Origin of the sequence: Paraburkholderia sp. RL18-085-BIA-A (assembly GCF_046027075.1) — a bacterium.
In the GTDB taxonomy this organism is placed as follows: Bacteria; Pseudomonadota; Gammaproteobacteria; order Burkholderiales; family Burkholderiaceae; genus Paraburkholderia.
Window position 1 is genome coordinate 76436 of sequence record NZ_JARESU010000001.1, and the last position, 16622, is coordinate 93057.

The 16622-nt window shown below is 65.3% G+C and carries 14 protein-coding genes; 9 read left to right on the top strand and 5 right to left on the bottom strand.

What is annotated here, in order from left to right; all coding sequences use genetic code 11:
• Window positions 1-118: 118 nt before the first annotated feature.
• On the bottom strand, window positions 119-1159 hold the full coding sequence (locus P0D89_RS00330) for a DMT family transporter (RefSeq protein ID WP_408356885.1): 1041 nt from the start codon (window positions 1157-1159) through the stop codon (window positions 119-121).
• 580 nt (window positions 1160-1739) lie between these two features.
• Between P0D89_RS00330 and dapC the strand changes: the two genes are divergently transcribed.
• The 6 genes from dapC (at window position 1740) to cls (ending at window position 8245) form a co-directional block, all read left to right on the top strand.
• Window positions 1740-2957 (top strand): succinyldiaminopimelate transaminase, encoded by a 1218-nt coding sequence (gene dapC, locus P0D89_RS00335; protein WP_408356887.1) that lies wholly within the window; start codon window positions 1740-1742, stop codon window positions 2955-2957.
• Between the two features lie 88 nt (window positions 2958-3045).
• Entirely contained in the window at window positions 3046-3873 is an 828-nt protein-coding gene (dapD, locus tag P0D89_RS00340; protein ID WP_408356889.1) for a 2,3,4,5-tetrahydropyridine-2,6-dicarboxylate N-succinyltransferase, read from the top strand.
• Window positions 3873-4238 (top strand): ArsC family reductase, encoded by a 366-nt coding sequence (locus P0D89_RS00345; RefSeq protein WP_408356891.1) that lies wholly within the window; start codon window positions 3873-3875, stop codon window positions 4236-4238. The genes dapD and P0D89_RS00345 overlap by 1 nt, the downstream gene beginning before the upstream one ends.
• A 178-nt stretch (window positions 4239-4416) precedes the next feature.
• Window positions 4417-5556, top strand: coding sequence for a succinyl-diaminopimelate desuccinylase (dapE, locus tag P0D89_RS00350; protein WP_408356893.1), 1140 nt, complete (start codon window positions 4417-4419; stop codon window positions 5554-5556).
• Window positions 5557-5572: 16 nt separating this feature from the next.
• Window positions 5573-6457, top strand: a complete 885-nt coding sequence (gene prmB, locus P0D89_RS00355) for a 50S ribosomal protein L3 N(5)-glutamine methyltransferase (RefSeq protein WP_408356895.1) — start codon at window positions 5573-5575, stop codon at window positions 6455-6457.
• Between the two features lie 312 nt (window positions 6458-6769).
• Entirely contained in the window at window positions 6770-8245 is a 1476-nt protein-coding gene (gene cls / locus P0D89_RS00360) for a cardiolipin synthase (RefSeq protein WP_408356897.1), read from the top strand.
• A gap of 8 nt (window positions 8246-8253) precedes the next feature.
• On the opposite strand, the gene P0D89_RS00365 is transcribed toward cls, so the two are convergent.
• Window positions 8254-8733 carry a glutathione peroxidase gene (locus P0D89_RS00365; RefSeq protein WP_408356899.1) on the bottom strand — a complete coding sequence of 160 codons (480 nt, stop codon included), beginning with the start codon at window positions 8731-8733 and terminating at the stop codon, window positions 8254-8256.
• Between the two features lie 137 nt (window positions 8734-8870).
• Between P0D89_RS00365 and P0D89_RS00370 the strand changes: the two genes are divergently transcribed.
• Window positions 8871-10817, top strand: coding sequence for an ATP-binding cassette domain-containing protein (locus P0D89_RS00370; protein WP_408356901.1), 1947 nt, complete (start codon window positions 8871-8873; stop codon window positions 10815-10817).
• A 127-nt stretch (window positions 10818-10944) separates the two neighbouring features.
• On the top strand, window positions 10945-12012 hold the full coding sequence (locus P0D89_RS00375) for a CaiB/BaiF CoA transferase family protein (protein ID WP_408357016.1): 1068 nt from the start codon (window positions 10945-10947) through the stop codon (window positions 12010-12012).
• Window position 12013: 1 nt separating this feature from the next.
• Here the strand turns inward: P0D89_RS00375 and P0D89_RS00380 are convergent, their stop codons facing one another.
• The 3 genes from P0D89_RS00380 to alr form a co-directional block, all read right to left on the bottom strand.
• Complete coding sequence (locus P0D89_RS00380; RefSeq protein WP_408356903.1) at window positions 12014-12277, bottom strand: DUF2866 domain-containing protein; 264 nt, start codon at window positions 12275-12277, stop codon at window positions 12014-12016.
• 142 nt (window positions 12278-12419) lie between these two features.
• A complete protein-coding gene (radA, locus tag P0D89_RS00385) occupies window positions 12420-13796 on the bottom strand; it encodes a DNA repair protein RadA (protein ID WP_408356905.1) in 1377 nt (458 codons plus the stop codon).
• Between the two features lie 223 nt (window positions 13797-14019).
• Window positions 14020-15090, bottom strand: coding sequence for an alanine racemase (gene alr / locus P0D89_RS00390; protein ID WP_408356907.1), 1071 nt, complete (start codon window positions 15088-15090; stop codon window positions 14020-14022).
• A gap of 218 nt (window positions 15091-15308) precedes the next feature.
• Here alr and lplT point away from each other — a divergent pair, with 218 nt between their 5' ends.
• Window positions 15309-16616 (top strand): lysophospholipid transporter LplT, encoded by a 1308-nt coding sequence (lplT, locus tag P0D89_RS00395; protein WP_408356909.1) that lies wholly within the window; start codon window positions 15309-15311, stop codon window positions 16614-16616.
• The last annotated feature ends 6 nt before the right edge of the window (window positions 16617-16622 follow it).

Sequence of the window (16622 nt, forward strand, 5' to 3'; positions counted from 1 at the left end):
CGTGAAGGCCGCGCGAAGCGTTCGCCAATGCAGCGAAACGGCCCGCGAACCCCGCAAACCCTCGGAACATGGGCGCCGGCTGCACGCGCTCACGCATGCGTCGGCTAATGAGGGGCAATCATACCATCGCACGTGGACGATTCTTACCGCCCTTACGGTCGTTTCGGCCGTTCCCGCCGGTGCCGTCGCCGTTGCCTGCGCCACCGTTGCTGCCGGGCGCGGGCTCGTCCGCGACGCTCACGTCCTCCGTGGATGGATCGGGCGGCAAGACTTTGCTCCGGTGCACCCAACTGGATAACGCCGAAGCCAGCACGATGCACACGCCGCCGGCCCATTCGCGCGGGCCCGGCGTCTCACCGGCGAACAGCCACGCGGACAACGCGGTGACCACGAGCTCGAACAGCATGATGATCGACGCCCGGTTGGCCGGCACGCGTGCGAGGCCGTACTGCACCAGCATATTGTTCGACGCCAGCAGCAGACCGAGGCCGAGCACGAGCAACGCGGCGGTGCCGAGATGCGCGCCGGTGGGCGGCGCGGGCATCGCTTCGAACAGCGACGCGCACACGCCGAAGATCGCCGCGCCGCCGAAGATCACCGCGGTGCGCATTTCCGGCTTCATGTCCGGCAGCACGCGGCTCGTCTTGAGGATCAGCACGTTGCTCATCGCGAAGCCCATGCCGCCCGCGAGGCCCGCCCATTCCGCGAGATTGCCGGGCATGGGAATGCCGAGCCGGGGCGACCACAGCATGGTCATCGCGCCGGCCAGCGACAGCGCCGCGAGTGCCGCGCCCGACCAGGTCAGCCGTTCATGCAGGATGAAGTGCGCAAACAGCGCGGTCCATGCGGGGGTGAGATAGAACAGCAGCAGCACACGCATCACCCGGCCGTGGATCGAGCCCCACACGAAGCCGAGGTTGGTGATGCCCGCCGCCAGCGCGAGCGCCGGCAGCAGCCAGTGCCAGCTCACGGTTTTGATCGCGCGACGGCGCACCAGCAGCACGAACAGACAGCCGGCGCCGCTCGTCAGCGCGCTGGCCGCCGTACCGGTGACGCCGAGGGCCGCCAGCATGCGCAGCGGATACCAGATCATTCCCCATACCGATGCGCCCATCATGATCGCGAGCGTCGGCCAGCCCTTGCGAAGCCAGTTGTTCATCGCGCGGCGCTCCTTCTTGAGGGGTGTGCGGGATTGCTGGCGATGTTTTTCGCAAGAGTGTTTGCGGTGTGGCCCGCGACGGTGCTTATGAGGTTGCTTGTGATGTTGTTGCCATCGCGGGCTGCGGCGGGCTTCGGCCCGCTCTGCCCGACTGTCTCCGGGACTGCTGCGTACATTGCTGCTCCTGCCTCTTTTTCGCGAACCGTCCGCGGTTCGCGTCGTTCCCGCTGCAACGCTTTCCATGCGCCGCCTGGCGGGTTGCGCCGGTGCATCACGGCGCGCTGTGTCTTTCCAGTGGGTCCTTCATTGGCGGCGCGGTCCTCGATTGTCTGGTCACGCGTGGCTGCCGCTATCTGCCACTGTCTGCCAAGGCCGCCAGGCTGTGCCGCCGCGCCCTCCGTGCCACGTTGCCCTCCATGCCCCACGCGCCACGCTAATGCGGGCCACGCTATAATCACCCGCTCGCCGCCGTTGCCGGCCGGTCTGCCCAGCGCAGTCGACGCGCTTTGCCGCCGGCACGCGTGCCCGGCTTCTTCCAGCGTCCGTCTGCGCCCATCTTCGATCAGGCTCGATCCGCCCCGTGAACCCGCTACTCGATTCCCTACAGCCCTATCCGTTCGAAAAGCTGCGCGTGCTTTTCGAGGACGTCACGCCGCCCGCTGGCCTCGCTCATATCAGCTTTGGCATCGGCGAGCCGAAACATCCGACGCCGGCACTGATCCGCGACGCCGTGATCGCATCGCTCGGCGGCCTCGCCACGTATCCGGCCACGCTCGGCATGCCGGCGCTGCGAGAGTCGATCGCGCAGTGGGTCAAGCAGCGCTACGGCCTGCCGTCCATCGATCCGGCCACCGAGGTGCTGCCGGTAGCGGGCTCACGCGAGGCGCTGTTCGCGCTCGCGCAGACAGTGCTCGACCCGCAGCGCAACGCGGGCAGCGAGCCTGCGATCGTACTCTGTCCGAACCCGTTCTACCAAATCTACGAGGGCGCGGCGCTTCTCGGCGGCGCGCAGCCGTACTTCGTCAATAGCGACCCGGCGCGCAACTTCGCATGCGACTACGCGGCGGTGCCGACCGACATCTGGGCCCGCACGCAACTGCTGTACGTCTGCTCGCCGGGCAACCCGACCGGCGCGGTGCTCACGCTCGACGACTGGCGCGAGCTGTTCGCGCTGTCGGACCGCTACGGTTTCGTGATCGCATCGGACGAGTGCTACTCCGAGATCTATTTCGACGAAGCGCATCCCCCGCTCGGCGGCCTCGAAGCCGCGTACAAGCTGGGCCGCGGCTTCGAGCGTCTGGTCATGCTGTCGAGCCTGTCCAAGCGTTCGAACGTGCCCGGCATGCGCTCGGGCTTCGTCGCCGGCGACCCGGCGATCCTAAAGGCCTTCCTGCTGTACCGCACCTACCACGGCGCGGCGTTGTCGACGGTGTTCCAGAGCGCCAGCATCGCGGCCTGGAACGACGAAGCGCACGTGCGCGAAAACCGCGCGAAGTACCTGCAGAAGTTTTCCACCGTCACACCGATGCTCGCCGACGTGCTCGACGTGCGCCTGCCGGACGCGGCGTTCTACCTGTGGGCGAACGTCTCGCGCACCGGCCTCACGGACACCGAGTTCGCCCAGCGCCTGCGTGCCGACTATAATGTGACGGTTCTGCCGGGCTCGTTCCTCGCGCGTACCGCGCACGGCGTGAACCCCGGCCGCAATTTCGTGCGCCTCGCGCTGGTCGCCGACGTCGACGAATGCACCGAGGGCGCGCAGCGGATCGTCGATTTTTGCCGCGCGCTCGCTAGCTAAAATCGGCGAGGCAGTTTCGCGAAGTTCAGGCGAACGCCGCGCGCAGCATCCCCTTCTTCAGACTTCTACTCTTCAGAAAAGCACGCATATGTCGCAACAACTTCAGCAGATCATTGACACCGCCTGGGAAAACCGCGCCGAACTGTCGCCGAAGGCCGCTCCGGCCGAAGTGCGCGAAGCCGTCGCCCATGCAATCGAGCAACTGGACAAGGGCGCGCTGCGCGTCGCCGAAAAGAAGGACGGCGACTGGGTCGTCAATCAATGGCTGAAGAAAGCCGTGCTGCTGTCGTTCCGCCTCGAAGACAACGCACCGATGCCGGCCGGCGGTTATAGCCAGTTTTACGACAAGGTACCGTCGAAGTTCGCCAACTACACCGCTGAAGACTTCGCGGCGGGCGGCTTCCGCGTGGTGCCGCCCGCCATCGCGCGCCGCGGCTCGTTCATCGCGAAGAACGTCGTGCTGATGCCGTCGTACACCAACATCGGCGCCTACGTCGACGAAGGCACGATGGTCGACACGTGGGCCACCGTCGGTTCGTGCGCGCAGATCGGTAAGAACGTGCACCTGTCGGGCGGCGTTGGCATCGGCGGCGTGCTGGAGCCGCTGCAGGCCAACCCGGTCATCATCGAAGACAACTGCTTCATCGGTGCGCGTTCGGAAGTGGTCGAAGGCGTGATCGTCGAAGAGAACTCGGTGATCTCGATGGGCGTGTACCTCGGCCAGAGCACCAAGATTTACGACCGCGAAACCGGCGAAGTCAGCTACGGCCGCATTCCGGCGGGCTCGGTGGTGGTGGCGGGCAACCTGCCGTCGAAGGACGGCTCGCACAGCCTGTACTGCGCGGTGATCGTCAAGAAGGTGGACGCGAAGACCCGCGCGAAGGTCGGCCTGAACGAGCTGCTGCGAGGCGATTGATGGCGCGCGGCACCAAAACCGTCGTTTACGGCATCCCGAACTGCGACACCGTGAAGAAAGCCCGCGTGTGGCTGGCAGAGCACGGCGTCGAGTTCGAGTTTCACGACTTCAAGAAGGCCGGCGTGACCGAGCCGCTCGTGCAGGACTGGCTCAAGGACGTGAAGCTCGACGCGTTGCTGAATCGCCGCGGCACCACGTGGCGCGGTCTGTCCGACGACATGAAGGCGGCCGCCGAAACGCAGCCGGGCGCGATCGCGTTGATGATCCACAAGCCGTCGGTAATCAAGCGTCCGGTGCTGGTGGTCAATGGGCGGGTCAAGTCGCTCGGTTTTTCCGCGGACGAGTACGCGGCGCTGTTTGCGTGAGTTTGAGATTGAGGCGCGCGGAACTGAACCCGCGCTCCGGTGCCCCAACCGAACGCAACCAGCAACAAAAGTAAGAGAGCAAACGCGGCCTCGCCGCGTGCATCAACAGCTGTTGCCGGCTGCGGTGTCCAACCGCCAGCCGGCATTTTTTCATTTCAAAGTGGCTTGTACTGAATCCATGTCCGGCACCCTCGCCCTTACCGAACAACTGATCTCGCGCGCGTCCGTCACGCCCGACGACCAGCATTGCCAGCGCCTCCTGATCGAACGCCTGTCCGCGCTCGGCTTCGAGCACGAGACGATCGAATCGAACGGCGTGACCAACCTGTGGGCCGTCAAACGCGGCGTCGACGGCGCGCGCGGCAAGCTGCTCGCGTTCGCCGGCCATACCGACGTGGTGCCGACCGGTCCGCTCGAACAATGGCATTCGGCGCCGTTCGAGCCCACGCAACGCGACGGCAAGCTGTACGGCCGTGGCGCTGCGGACATGAAGGCGTCGATCGCCGGCTTCGTGGTGGCGAGCGAGGAATTCGTCGCGGCGCACCCCGCGCATCGCGGCTCGATCGCTTTCCTGATCACGAGCGACGAAGAAGGCCCGGCCACCGACGGCACCGTCAAGGTGGTCGAAGCGTTGCAGGCGCGCGGCGAGCGCATGGATTACTGCATCGTCGGTGAGCCGACTTCGAGCGCGCGGTTCGGCGACATGGTGAAGAACGGCCGGCGCGGCTCGATGTCGGGCAAGCTGGTCGTCAAGGGCGTGCAAGGCCACATCGCGTATCCGCATCTGGCGAAGAATCCGGTACACGTGCTCGCGCCCGCGCTGGCCGAACTGGTCGCCGTTCGCTGGGACGACGGCAACGAATACTTCCCGCCCACCACGTGGCAAGTGTCGAACCTGCACAGCGGCACCGGCGCGACCAACGTGATCCCCGGCCACGCGGACGTCATGTTCAACTTCCGCTTCTCGACGGCCAGCACGGTGGAAGGTTTGCAGGCGCGCGTGCATGCGATCCTCGACAAACACGGGCTTGAGTACGATCTGCAGTGGACCGTGAGCGGCCTGCCGTTCCTGACGCCGCGCGGCGATCTGTCGAATGCGCTCGCGCAGGCGATCAAGGACGAGACCGGCGTCACCACCGAACTGTCGACCACCGGCGGCACGTCTGACGGCCGCTTCATCGCGCGCATCTGCAAGCAGGTGATCGAATTCGGCCCGCTGAACGCGAGCATTCACAAGATCGACGAACATATCGAAGTCGCACACATCGAGCCGCTGAAGAACGTGTACCGCCGCGTGCTCGAACAACTGATCGCCTGACCAAGGACTATTTGCGATGACGCTCCCGTTTTGCACTGTTCGCGACTTGCTGCGTTTTGCGGTGTCGCGCTTCAACCAGGCCGAGCTGTCGTTCGGTCACGGCTCGGCCAACGCCTACGACGAAGCCGCCTATCTGATCCTGCACACGCTGCATCTGCCGCTCGATCTGCTGGAGCCGTTCCTCGACGCGCGCTTGAGCGCAGCCGAAATCGACGCCGTGCTGAACGTGATCGAGCGGCGCGCCGCCGAACGCGTGCCGGCCGCGTACATCACGCAGGAAGCGTGGATGCACGGCTTCCGCTTTCACGTGGACGAGCGCGTGATCGTGCCGCGTTCGTTCATCGGTGAACTGCTGCAGGACGGCTTGCAGCCATATGTGGAAGACCCCGAGCAGGTGAGCGCCGTGCTCGAGCTGTGCACCGGCTCCGGCTGCCTCGCGATTCTCGCGGCGCACGCGTTCCCGAACGCGGATGTCGACGCAGTGGACCTGTCGGGGCCCGCGCTCGAAGTCGCCACGCGCAACGTGTCGGACTACAAGCTTGAGGACCGCATCGCACTGTTCGAAGGCGACCTGTATGCGCCGCTCGCCGAACGCCGCTACGACGTGATCATCAGCAATCCGCCTTACGTGAACGCGGCGTCGATGCAGGAATTGCCCGCCGAATACAAACATGAACCGGACATGGCGCTGGCGGGCGGTGCCGACGGCATGGACGTCGTGCGCCGGATCATCGCCGACGCGCGCAACTGGCTGACGGAAAACGGCGTGCTGGTAGTTGAGATCGGCAATGAGCGCGCGCATGTGGAAGCGGCGTTCGGCGGGCTCGATCTGGTGTGGATGTCGACCAGCGCAGGCGATGACAACGTGTTCCTGATTCAGGCGGCGGATCTGCCGGTTTGATCTTTTGCTGGATGACGCGGTGCGCGCGGCAGGTATCTGCAGGAGTCGCGCGTGTTGCGTTTGAGCGCGCTTTCGACGCGAGTCGGCTACGCGCAGCTGTTTGAAGGCGCTGGGTTTTAGCATGGACAATCGCTGGGGTCTGCCCTGCTTGAAGTGTGGTAATTGAAGCTGCGCTTCATAAGCGCGGCGTTGCGGGAGTCTGTACCGCTTGAGCCTGCGCTTATTGAACCCGCGGCCCTCGACTCCCGCGCTCCAGTTAGCCATCCGCACCCGCTTCTAAAGCGCGGCGCTTCGCCAACTCTTCGCGAGCTTATGCCATTCGACCTGCTTCACGTCGCCCCGCTGGTCGCCCTCGCCCACATTCTCGGGGTGATCGCAGCATGCCACGCGATTCTCAACACCCGCACCTCGCAAGGCGCAATCGCGTGGGCCGTGTCGCTGGTCGCGATGCCTTATCTGACGCTGGTGCCCTACCTGTTCCTCGGCCGTAGCAAGTTCGCCGGCTATGCGGACGCGCGCCGCGTCGAAAACGAACTGCTGCGCACGCGCGCGCATCCGCCGGAATGGGACAGCCAGGCGTCGTCGGCAGGGCTGCCCACGCAGCAGCTCGGCGTGAGGCTCGTGCACTCGCTCACGCGTCTGGGCGGCATGCCGTTCCTGCCAGGCAACGCCGTGCGCACGCTCGTGAATGGCGCGGCAACCTTCGAGGCTATTTTCGACGCGATCGAGAACGCCCGCCGCTACGTGATCGTGCAGTTTTTCATCGTGCGCGACGATGCGCTCGGCGAGATGTTCAAAGACGCGCTGATCGCCAAGGCGCAGCAAGGCGTGCGCGTGTACTTCCTGTACGACAGCATCGGCAGCTTCGATCTGCCGCATCGCTACGTCGCGGCGCTGCGCGCAGGCGGCGTGGAGATGAATCCGTTCGCCACCAATCGGCGTTTCGTCAACCGTCTGCAACTGAACTTCCGTAATCACCGCAAGATCGTGTCAGTGGATGGCGAGCGCGCGTTTGTCGGCGGCCATAACATCGGCGTCGAATATCTCGGCGGCAGGCCGCCGTTGTCGCCGTGGCGCGATACGCACATCGAGGTGCGCGGCCCGGCGGTCGCCAGCATCCAGTTCGTGTTCACCGAAGACTGGTACTGGGCCACGCAGCAGTTGCCCGATTTGGACATGCCGCCCGCCGCGCCGGCCCATCACCCGAACGATCAGCCAGACAACCAGCCCGACGGCCATGGCATGCACTGCCTCGTGATGCCGAGCGGCCCCGCCGACAAGCAGGAGACCTGTTCGCTCTTTTTCGTCGAAGCGATCAACGCGGCGCGCGAGCGGATCTGGATCACCACGCCGTACCTCGTGCCCGACGAAGCGGTGTTCTCGGCGCTGCGGCTCGCGGTGCTGCGCGGCGTCGACGTGCGCATTCTGATTCCGAGCCGGCGCGATCACCGGGTGGTGTTCGCCGCCTCGAAGCTCTATGCGTACGACTCGCTGCGCGCGGGTATCCGCATCTTCCGCTACCAGCCGGGCTTCCTGCATCAGAAGGTCGTGCTGATCGACAGTGTGGCGGCCGCGATCGGCAGCGCCAATCTCGACAACCGTTCGTTCCGGTTGAACTTCGAGATCATGGTGCTGACCGTGGACCGCGGCTTTGCGCAGGAAGTCGAAACGATGCTGCTGAACGATTTCGCCGAGTCACTCGAAATCGACCGCAACGAGTACCGGCGGGCAAGCGCGCTGCGGCGTGTGCTGATGCACGTGGCGCGGCTCTTCTCGCCGATCTTGTAGGCGTCGCGTCACAGCAGCTTTTCGATATCCCCTGTGATCACCTCGGGCTTGGTGAGCGGCGCATAGCGTTTCACGACGTTGCCGTCACGGCCGATCAGAAACTTGGTGAAATTCCACTTGATCGCCTCGAGGCCCAGCAAGCCCGGCGCCTCGCCCGTCAGATAGCGGAACAGCGGATGTGCGTTCGGCCCGTTCACGTCGATCTTGTCGAACATCGGGAAAGTCACGCCGTAATTTTTCTCGCAGAAACTGCCGATCTGCGCGGCGTCGCCCGGCTCCTGTTTGCCGAACTGGTTGCATGGGAAACCGAGCACCGCGAGCCCGCGCGCCGCGTAGGTGTCATACAGTTTCTGCAGGCCCGCGTACTGCGGCGTGAATCCGCATTCGCTCGCCGTGTTGACGATCAGCAGGACCTTGCCTTGATACGGCGCGAGACTCACCTGTTCGCCGCCGAGCGTGCGTGCCGAAAACGAATAAATCGATGTCATGTGCTCCCCCCGTGTGAAAGCCGTCAGTCTATGCCAAAAGCCGCGCCGCAACAGTCGGCCGATTGGCCGATCCCCACTGACCGCCCGGCGCCGGTCCGGGCAGTCTAAAATAGCGGTTTTCCTCAGCCGGCCTCTTCGTGATCCGCTTTAATCAGTTCAGCCTCGCGCGCGGCACCAAGCCGCTCTTCGACAACACCACCTTCACCCTGAACCCCGGCGAAAAGGCCGGCCTCGTGGGGGCGAACGGCGCGGGCAAGTCGACGCTGTTTGCCGTGCTGCTCGGCGAACTGCATGCGGACGGGGGCGACTTTTCCATTCCGCCCACGTGGCGCATCGCCCACGTCGCGCAGGAAACGCCCGCCGCGGACAAGACCGCGCTCGACTACACGCTCGACGGCGACGCCGCGTTGCGCGCGATCGAAGCGCGCATCGCCGCCGCTTCCGCCGCGCACGACGGCGCGGCCGAAGGCGAGGCGCACGCCGCGTTCGCGGACGCCGACGGCTACACCGCGCCCGCGCGCGCCGAAGCATTGCTGCTCGGCCTCGGCTTCACGCTCGACCAAACGCGCGAGCCGGTCAGCAGCTTTTCGGGCGGCTGGCGCATGCGGCTGAATCTCGCGCAAGCGCTGATGTGCCGCTCCGACCTGCTGCTGCTCGACGAACCGACCAACCACCTGGATCTCGACGCGATCGTCTGGCTCGAAGACTGGCTGCATCGCTATGCCGGCACGCTGATCGTGATCTCGCACGACCGCGAATTCCTCGATTCGGTCTGCAACGTCACGCTGCATCTGGAGCAGCAGCAGATCAAGCGTTACGGCGGCAACTACTCGCAGTTCGAAGTGCTGCGCGCGCAGCAGATCGCGCTGCAGCAGAGCGCGTACGACAAGCAGCAGCGCACGGTCGCGCATCTGCAGAGCTACATCAACCGCTTCAAGGCGCAGGCCACCAAGGCACGCCAGGCGCAAAGCCGCGTGAAGGCGCTCGAAAAGATGGAGCTGATCGCGCCCGCGCATGCGGCGTCGCCGTTCACGTTCGAGTTCCGTGCGCCCGATTCGGCGCCGAATCCGATGATGGTGATGGAAGACGTGCGTTGCGGCTACCGCAGCGAAGGCGACGAAGGCGTCGAGATTCCGATCGTCGATCACGTGATGCTGTCGATCCAGAACGGTCAGCGCATCGGCCTGCTCGGCGCCAACGGCCAAGGCAAATCGACATTGATCAAAACGCTGGCCGGCACGCTCGAAGCGCTCGGCGGTCACGTGCGCGAAGGCAAGGGCCTGCGCATCGGCTACTTCGCGCAGCATCAGCTCGAAACGCTGCGCGCGGACGACACGCCGCTGCAGCACCTCGCACGACTCGCGCCAGACACGCGCGAACAGGAGCTGCGCGACTTCCTCGGCAGCTTCAACTTTTCCGGCGAGATGGCGACGTCGAAGATCGCGCCCTTCTCCGGCGGCGAAAAGGCGCGCCTCGCGCTCGCGCTGATCATCTGGCAGAAGCCGAACCTGCTGCTGCTCGACGAGCCGACCAACCACCTGGATCTCGAAACGCGTCACGCGCTGACCATGGCGCTCGCACAATTCGAAGGCACGCTGATTCTCGTGTCGCATGACCGGCATCTGCTGCGTGCCACCACCGATCAGTTCATGCTGGTCGCCAAACACCGTCTGACGGAGTTCGACGGCGATCTCGACGACTATCGCGACTGGCTGCTGCAACACGCGGCCGAGCAGCGCGCGGCGCTCAAAGCGGGCGCGGCGGTCAATGGCGCGGACAGCGGCGCGGATAACGGCGTGAATCGCAAGGAGCAGCGCCGCCTCGAAGCGGAAACGCGGCAGAAGCTCGCGCACCTGAAAAAGCCGCTGCAAAGCCGCATCACGAAGATCGAAAAGGAAATGGACGCGCTCAATGCGGAGAAGGCGAAGCTGGATGCGTTCGTCGTCGATCCGGCAAGCTATGAGCCCGAGCAGAAAAACAGGCTGACGGAGGCGATCCGCCGTCAGGCAGATGTGAACGCGCGCCTCGAAACGCTCGAAGCCGAATGGCTCGAGACTCACGAGGAACTCGAACAAATCGGCTAGCGGCACGCTGTTTGCGGTCCGCGCCGGCACCGGCGGGAGGTTGGCTTTGTCTTTAGCGACATCATCATCCGTGTCATCGGCCGCAGCGCCGGCTTCGTCCGCTTCGTCCATTGCGCCGCCGCCCGCGCTGCAAGGGCTGCGCGTACTCGACCTGACGCGCCTGCTGCCAGGCCCGGTGGCCGCGCTGCGGCTCGCCGAACTCGGCGCCGACGTGCTGAAAATCGAAGCGCCCGGCGCGGGCGATCCTACCCGCACGATGATGCAGTCGTCGGCAGACCGTGTGGCCGGGCGGCCCGGCGCGTTCTACCGGCTCGTGAATCGCGGCAAGCGCGAGACGCGCCTCGACCTCAAATCCGACGCGGGACGCAATGTGCTGCGTGCGCTCGCGGCGCAAGCGGACGTGCTGATCGAGAGTTTCCGTCCAGGCGTGATGGAGCGGCTCGGCCTCGACTACGCGACGCTGCGCGCGGACAACCCGCGGCTCGTCTACTGCGCGATCAGCGGCTATGGCGCGAGCGGCCCGTTGGCGGATTACGCCGGCCACGACCTGAACTACATCGGTTATGCGGGCGTGCTCGATCAGTTGGCAAGCCGCGACGGCACGCCGATCGTGCCGAACTTCCAGATCGCCGACCTGCTCGGCGGCGCGTTGAGCGCGGTCACGCAGATTCTCGCCGCGTTATGGCATGTGTCGCGCGGCGGCGAAGGCCGCTTCGTCGACGTGTCGATGGCGCATGTCACCTACGCGCACAACGTCGTCGCGCAGGTCGCACTGGCCAATGAAGGCGCCGCGCCGGCTGCGGGCGCCGGCCTGCTGAACGGTGGCGTGCCCTGCTACAACCTGTACCGCACGCTCGATCACCGCTGGCTCGCGGTGGGCGCGCTCGAATTGAAGTTCTGGGAAACGCTGTGCATGTCGCTCGACCGGCCCGAGTGGGCGACGCGCCACTGGAGCCTCGGCCAGGCGATCGGCGGCCCGGATGCCGTCGCGCTTACGCAGGAGCTGGCCGACGTGATCGGCACGCGGGCGCTGGAAGACTGGGTGGTGCTGCTGGAGCCGCTCGACTGCTGTGTGTCGCCGGTGCTGACGGCGGCTGAAGCCGCGCGGCATCCGCTGTTCAATCCGCAGGGGTATGCGGCAGCGAGCGCGAGTGAAAATGCGAGTGAAACCGACAGCGACGATCCGCTCAGCTGACTCAGCGCCGCGGCAATGTCTGGCGCGGCGTCTTTTCGTCGTCGTACAGCAGGTGCTTGCGGCCTTCCACGTGACGGTTGATCGTGGCGCGCACCTCGGCGGCCGTGGCGTCTTCGGCCACCACCCGCCGCGATATCTGCCCCGCCGTGTCGATCCACTCGACAATCCGGCAAGCGCCGCCCCACGGCTGGCGGATCGGTGCTGACACACGGCAGCCACGCATCTGTATCGGCCGCTCGGCCAGGGTTTCATATGACTCTTTCAAGGCGCGATCCTTTTTCGGGCATCGGAAGGGATGCATACCCTTGCAGCTTAGGAAAAAGGAATGCCATTCAGGTTACAGCCGATATGAATATATTTACGGGACGTTACAGCGCACTGACGGCCCGCAGGCGCCGCAGCCCCGTCTATTCGAGCGTGCGGACCCGATCGATGGCCTGTTCGATCCGTTCGACCGCAACGACCTGTAAGCCTTCGATCGGCTGTTTCGGCGCATTGGCCTTCGGAATGACCGCAACCGAGAAGCCCAGTTTGGCCGCTTCCTTCAGCCGTTCCTGACCCCGCGGCGACGGCCGGATCTCGCCGGCGAGGCCCACTTCGCCGAACACCACCAGCCCCTTGGGCAGCGGCTTGTTGCGCATCGACGAGTGGATCGCGAGCAGCACGGCCAGATCGGCGGCGGGTTCGGTGATCTTCACGCCGCCGACCGCGTTCAGAAACACGTCCTGATCGAAGCACGCGATCCCCGCGTGCCGATGCAGCACGGCGAGCAGCATCGCCAGCCGGTTCTGCTCCAGGCCGACCGCCAGCCGGCGCGGATTCGGCGCATTGGCCGCGTCCACCAGCGCCTGCACTTCGACCAGCAGCGGCCGCGTGCCCTCCTGCGTCACCAGCACGCACGAGCCCGGCACCGACTGCTCGTGCTGCGACAGAAACAGCGCCGACGGATTGGCCACGCCGCGCAGGCCGCGCTCGGTCATCGCGAACACACCGAGTTCGTTGACCGCGCCGAAGCGGTTCTTGATCGCGCGCACGAGACGGTACGACGAGTGCGTGTCGCCTTCGAAGTACAGCACTGTGTCGACGATGTGCTCGAGCACGCGCGGCCCCGCCAGCGCGCCTTCCTTGGTCACGTGGCCGACCATGATGATGGTGGTGCCCGACTGCTTGGCGATGCGCGTCAATTGCGCCGCGCACTCGCGCACCTGCGCGACCGAGCCCGGCGCGGAAGTCAGCGCGTCGGAATAGACCGTCTGGATCGAGTCGATCACGGCGACATCGGGCCGCTGGTCGGCGATCGTCGCCTGGATTTTTTCGAGCTGGATTTCCGCGAGCAACTGCAGCTCGCTCGCCTTCGAACCCGGCTCCAGCAACGAAAGCCGTTGCGCGCGCAACGCAATCTGCGCGGCCGACTCTTCGCCGCTGATATAGAGCGCGCGTTTGTCGGCGGCGATTTCCGCGAGCGATTGCAGGAGCAGCGTCGATTTGCCGATGCCCGGATCGCCGCCGATCAGCACCACGCCGCCCGGCACCAGACCGCCGCCGAGCACGCGGTCGAATTCGCTGACGCCGGTGGAGAAACGCGGCACGTCGGATGCGTCGATATCGGCCAGACGGCGTACCGGGGCGCTCTTCGCGAGCGACTGGAAGCGGTGCGTGGACGGCGTTTCCGCCACCGATTCGACCAGCGTGTTCCACGTGTTGCATGACGGGCACTGGCCGGCCCATTTCGGCGATTGCCCGCCGCATTCACTGCAGATGTACAACGTTTTGGGTTTAGCCACGCGTAATTGCCTGTGTTGCTGTTCCGGGGATTGATGCGGGTGAGGGGCGTGTCGCTGAGGACCGGCAAACGCTGGCGCGATGAAGAGCGGTGCGCGGAGCGACGCAGCGAACCTCGCGAGAAGCGCACCGGCAAGCCAGGCGAAAAGCGAAGCGGCTTGCCATCCGACGACCCGCGCCGCGCATCGCAAACTGCAAACCAGCAGCAGCTTGCGCTACGCACTACTACTCTGCGCGCACCGGCACGCGCGGGGCCACCGCGCACATCAGCTCATAGCCGATCGTGCCGCACGCCTGCGCGACGTCGTCGATCGGCAGCGCGCTGCCCCACAACTCGACCCGCGAGCCGATGTTGGCGGTGGGCACTGGCGTCAGGTCGACGGTGAGCATGTCCATCGACACGCGCCCGACGACCCGCGTGCGCACGCCGTCGACGATCACCGGCGTGCCTTCCGGCGCGACCCGCGGGTAGCCGTCCGCGTAGCCGCACGCGACCACGCCGATGCGCATCGGCCCGCGCGCCTTGAACGCCGAACCGTAGCCGACCGTGCTGCCTTCACTGAGCATTTGCACCGCGATCAGTTCCGATGCGAGCGTCATCGCCGGCTGCAGCCCGGTGCCTTCGATCGCCGCCGTCACGCCCGACGGCGACGCGCCGTACAGCATGATGCCCGGGCGCACCCAGTCGAAATGCGCGCCGGGATGCCACAGCGTGGCCGCCGAATTGGCGAGGCTGCGCGCGCCGGCAATGCCTTGCGCACCGCGCTCGAATGCTTCCATCTGATAAGCGATGCCGCGCTCGCCGTCGGCATCCGAAAAGTGCGTCATCAAGGTGATCTGACCGACGCCCTGGCAGGCGCGCGCCCGCTCCCACGCGGCGCGGAATTTTTCCACCGTGTAGCCGAGCCGGTTCATCCCGGTGTTCATCTTCAACTGGATATTGACGGGTTTCGACAGACGCGCCATTTCCAGCATGCGCAACTGTTCGTCCGAATGCAGCGCGGTGGTGAGGCTGTAGCGGTCGATCACATCGATATCGGTCGGACGAAAGAAGCCTTCGAGCAGAAGAATCGGCCCGGCCCAGCCCAATTCACGCAACTTAACGGCCTCTTCGAGGTCCAGCAAACCAAAGCCGTCAGTTGTGCGCAAACCCGGAAACGCGCGCGCGAGGCCATGTCCATAAGCATTCGCCTTGACGACGGCCCAGATTTTGGATTTCGGCGCATAGCGGCGCGCGACGGCAAGATTATTGGCGAGTACGGCGGTGTGAATCGTGGCTGAGAGGGGGCGCGGCATGGGATATTTTCGTAAAGACGCTTGCGAATCAGCGGCTTACTGGGCGTTTTCAACGCTCGGCAGCCCGCTGGGCGGTGCGATCAAGGATTCTGCTAGTCCGAATCCAGCTATTTTCGTGATATAAAGCCGTGCGCACAACCCATTTCGAACGGCATAAGCCCGGACGCATTACAAACGACCGGAGCGGACAGACCGCAGCGAGGACAGCATCGCATCAGATGAAAAAAGGTTTTTACACCATCATGGCCGCGCAGTTTTTTTCGTCGCTGGCCGACAATGCGCTTCTGATCGCTGCTATTGCACTGCTGAAAGATCTTCACGCCCCGAACTGGATGACGCCGCTGCTCAAGCTGTTTTTTGTGCTGTCGTACGTCGTGCTCGCCGCGTTCGTGGGCGCTTTCGCCGACTCCCGTCCGAAAGGACGCGTGATGTTCATCACCAACACCATCAAGGTGGTCGGCTGCATCACGATGCTGGTCGGCGCGCATCCGCTTCTTGCGTACGGCATCGTCGGCTTCGGCGCGGCGGCCTACTCGCCCGCCAAATACGGCATCCTCACCGAACTGCTGCCGCCTGACCGACTGGTCGCCGCGAACGGCTGGATCGAGGGCACCACGGTGGGCTCGATCATTCTGGGCACGGTGCTCGGCGGCGCGTTGATCAGTCCGCACATCGCCGCGCCGATCCTGCGGGTGCACATCCCCACGGTCAACACGCCGGCAGAAGCGGCGATGCTCGTGATCATGGGGATCTACATCATCGCGGCGCTGTTCAATCTGCGCATTCCCGACACCGGCGCGCGCTACCCGAAACAGGAGCGCGGCCCGATCAAGCTCATCACCGATTTCGCCGACTGCTTCCTCGTGCTGTGGCGCGACAAGCTCGGCCAGATTTCGCTCGCGGTCACCACGCTGTTCTGGGGCGCCGGCGCGACGCTGCAATTCATCGTGCTGAAGTGGGCTGAAGTGTCGCTCAGCATGTCGCTGTCCGAGGCGGCGATCCTGCAGGCGGTGGTGGCCGTCGGCGTGGCGGCCGGCGCGATCTTCGCGGCCTCGCGCGTGCCGTTGAAGAAGTCGCTGTCTGTGCTGCCGGTCGGCATCATGATGGGGATCGCCGTGATGCTGATGGCGTTCTACACGCGCGACCTGTTCCCCGCGCACTGGGGCATCTATTTCGGCCGCATGCATGTGCCGGGCTATCTGATCTTCGCGTACATCTTCCTGATGGTGGTCGGCGGCCTGTCGGGCTTTTTCGTTGTGCCGATGAATGCATTGCTGCAACATCGCGGCCACGTGCTGCTGTCGGCGGGTCACTCGATCGCTGTGCAGAACTTCAACGAAAATCTCTCGGTGCTCGTCATGCTGTGTCTGTACGCGGTACTGGTGTGGCTCGACGTGCCGGTCACCACGGTGATCGTGCTGTTCGGCACCTTCGTGTGCGTGATGATGTGGTTCGTGATGCGGCGCCATCAGGCGAACCAGCGGGCGTTCGACTCGGTCGCGCTGATCGGCGAAGCCAAGCACTGACCTGCG